Below are 3,216 nucleotides of genomic sequence, written 5' to 3' on the forward strand. Positions count from 1 at the left end.
GGATTGTTGGTTTCATTGATTCGTCTCGACGAGATTCGGGGAGTAGCCGCCGACATGCAGATTTCGCGGCCGTCGGCCGGCTTCATCGCAGGCTGACCGGCCACGCTGCCGCTGTAGGCGCCGTCGGCTTCGGGGTCGAGGGCTTCGCGCAGCGCGGCGAGCTGGGGATTGGCGTCGAAGCCCGGCACCTGCTGTTGCTGCAGAGTGTCGTGGAGCGCCTCGGCGGTGCGCTCGGCGCCCTTGAGCTGGGCCATCGCGTCGCCGATGTCCATTTGCGTCGAGGTGCCGTCGGGACGGGCGCTGGCCGACAGCAGCAGGCCCTGGGCGGCGTGCACGTTGCCCCAGCCGGCGCTCGCCAGCTCCACGCCCTGGCCGCGCAGGCCGCCGCGGCGGGCATCGTCGTGCTGGATCAGATAGCCCAGCTCCAGCCGGCTCTCGGCCAGGGTGGTGTGCAGGCGGTGGCAGCATCGTCGGCGTGCAGCCTCCACGAGCAGGTGGATGACAGAATCACTCGACTCATTGCCGACATGCTCGCCGTGGGCTCAGTCTTCTGTGGCTATCTCCGGTTTTGATCCATTGCAGATTATTTTTCTCCCAGTTTCCGAATCGGTTGTTCCTTCTACACTTTGTAGCGGAAGAATTGCATTAACGGCTGCGATGCTAGGGTCATAAAATTCGGAGACGACGTTGTCTAGGTTCGAATCAAAGACGATGCGATAGTAATTTCTACGATCACTTTCAGAGCTCGGGCTGGGGGCTATTTGAAGTACGAGGTCGATCGAGCTTGTGCCGCAGGGCTGGCTATCGATTGCAAAAATTCTCTCGACCCTTCCTACTCCTGCATCATCAATTGTGTGATCTATTTCTTTTCCGTTTGAACGTCTGCCACTAATCGAGTGGCTTCCGTCATTCTCGTACAGATAGAATTGGTAATCTTTCTTTTCTATTTTCATAGGGGCGTCCAGCCCCGCTATGGTATAAACTTCCACTCCGACAGGAAGCTCGGCAAAACAAGTGGCGGCGAAAAATAGCAAGAAGGACGGCAGCAGTTTTTTCATATAAGTCTCGGTGGGTGTATGAATTCGTTATTTATGCCTCGTGAGGCCATCATCTAAATGCGTCTCTGAAAATTCGATCGCGCCAAATTTGTTGAACGAAGTTCCATCTTTCGGCTCGGCTAGTCGTCCTGCTGTTTATAACAGTAGTAATTCTGTCCGTGGCCTCTCTGGTAACTCCAGTATCGGCATGCTCATACAGGCGGTTCTCGACCCAAAATGCAAGTCCTGATCGCACGGCGTATGTCGGCTCATCGACCCTGTCCGGATTTGATTCGAAATCTATTCTTTCGCCCCAAATCCGCTCATGATCTGTTGTAAATTTTCGATAGTTGCTTCGTCCCGTAAGCTGCTTCAGCCCTCGACCTCGATACCGCCAACCATCTCCTGGTTCGGTGTTTCCTACCCGATATCCCGGGGAGCGGTTGGCATCCGCATATGCATTATTTGCAATGGCTTCCTCGTTGCGTGCATCCCGATCCGACCGCTCTCTATTACCTCGGTAATAAGAAAAGTCGCTTGTATAAAGCCCATCTGCGGAATACCTGAGATTCTCGCGAAATTCCATTGATCGACCTATCTCCTGCCGGACTTGTCCGAAAAAGTGCGTCAGGCGCTCTTCGCTATCGATCTTGCCGAGATCTAAATTTAAGTTAACGCCATCAGTAACAGTCTGTAGTCGATCTTCAGGGGCGGAAGGAAATATCTGTCGTAGCATTTCGACGGTAACGCGTCCGACCTTGCTTCTGAAAAAGTTCTCAACAAACCCAATAGGGTGCAGATGATGCACCGTCGAATTCGAAGGACCATGACCACCCGCCACATGCGGCCAGATATGCAGGCTCTCGATGCGGCGCTTCTCGTGTTGCCAGTCGATCAGCAGGGCAGGATCCTCGATGAGGCTGTCGACCTGGTTCCAGCGATCCATCGGTGGCGCCCACTCACTGGGATAGCGGATCACCAGCCGCGAGATAGCCTGTGCCAGCCATGGCTTTTTCAAGGCGTCGCGGAGTTCGAGGGGCGTGATCTGCTTGTTGTCGTCGGTATCGATGGCTTGGCCGAGTGCTGCGAACAGCGGGCTGTCCTCCACGCTGCGGGCGCTGGATTCAAATGCACCTTGCTCGGATGGCGTGCTCCTTCTGCTGGAAGATAGCTCGCGGGCGAAGAGTTCGCGAGGCTGCAGTTCGCCCGTATCGAACAATTCGAAGCCCGGCCATGCCCACGGCGAGCAACGCTCCACGTTCGGATGATCGCGTTCGCGCGCCCAGCCCTGGATCGGGTCGATCGCCGCCGAGCGGGGCGACGGCGGCGCACAGGGCGTGCCAGGTGCGCTGGCCGCCGTCGGCGCGGCGCAGCTGCAGCGACAGCCTCTGGCCGAGCAGGGCCGAGGTGTCGACGAAGGCGGAGGTCGCGAGCACGTCGACGTCGAGACGGAACGGCGCGCAGACGGCCTCGGTGGCGTGGAAGCGTTCGACGACCAGGCCGTCGACCGGCGCGACGAGCTGGATCAGCCGCGCGTGCTGCGACGGGGTGGCGAGCGAAGCCAGGGCGGCGGCGAGGCCGGTGGAGGGATCGGAAACGATCATCTCGGCAATCCTTTGCGTACGAGGGTGAGTGATCCCGGGTCGCGCAATCTCTGCCATATCGATGGAGTTCCGGCCTACTCTTCTCGGAAGACGGCCAATCGTCTTTGCAACTACTTCAGTTTGTTATTGGGCTGTCTGCAATTGGTGCATCGCATGGCGCATCAAGTTGGTTAAGTGGTTGGACTGATAGCCTTTCGACCCAAGCTCTTATAAGCCCGTGTGTTGAAGACGAATAGGTTACCTCGGCCCATTCGTCTCCTCTTACTCTTCTGATATCTTTGATGACGACTTTATCGTCAGGTATGAGGTACATGGTGGTAGCTGTGCCGGAGTCAGGAGCTTCGTAAAGATATGATTTTGTAGCGATGCAGCCAAAAGCCTCCTCGCGACCGCCTCTTATTGAAATAAAAGAATCCTGGTCATTCCCAGAATTGATGGAAACTCGACTGAAATCATAATCGATATCTTCGATCGTGGTTGATAATTTTATTTCATCTTCATCGGTCACAGAATATACCTCTGTCCGTGCGAGCGGACCATATCTTTCGATGGAGACTATTTCTTTTTCTGCTGGT

4 protein-coding genes and 1 pseudogene are annotated in these 3,216 nt (G+C 56.1%); all 5 read right to left on the reverse strand.

Annotation, left to right across the window (positions count from 1 at the left end):
• Positions 1–68 precede the first annotated feature (68 nt).
• Positions 69–461 (reverse strand): annotated as a pseudogene (locus tag RG19_RS17770) (type VI secretion system Vgr family protein); the annotation flags it as partial.
• 81 nt (positions 462–542) lie between these two features.
• On the reverse strand, positions 543–1,058 hold the full coding sequence (locus tag RG19_RS17775; RefSeq protein ID WP_157515324.1) for a hypothetical protein: 516 nt from the start codon (positions 1,056–1,058) through the stop codon (positions 543–545).
• Positions 1,059–1,107: 49 nt separating this feature from the next.
• Positions 1,108–2,145, reverse strand: coding sequence for a glycoside hydrolase family 19 protein (locus RG19_RS17780; RefSeq protein WP_157515325.1), 1,038 nt, complete (start codon positions 2,143–2,145; stop codon positions 1,108–1,110).
• Between the two features lie 16 nt (positions 2,146–2,161).
• Positions 2,162–2,698: a contractile injection system protein, VgrG/Pvc8 family gene (locus RG19_RS16995; protein ID WP_058836302.1), complete on the reverse strand. Its 537-nt coding sequence runs from the start codon at positions 2,696–2,698 to the stop codon at positions 2,162–2,164.
• Positions 2,699–2,756: 58 nt separating this feature from the next.
• Positions 2,757–3,216: hypothetical protein (locus RG19_RS17785; RefSeq protein WP_202905360.1), on the reverse strand; the 460-nt coding region annotated here is incomplete at its 5' end.

Origin of the sequence: Luteimonas abyssi, assembly GCF_001482195.1 — a bacterium.
GTDB lineage: Bacteria > Pseudomonadota > Gammaproteobacteria > Xanthomonadales > Xanthomonadaceae > Luteimonas > Luteimonas abyssi.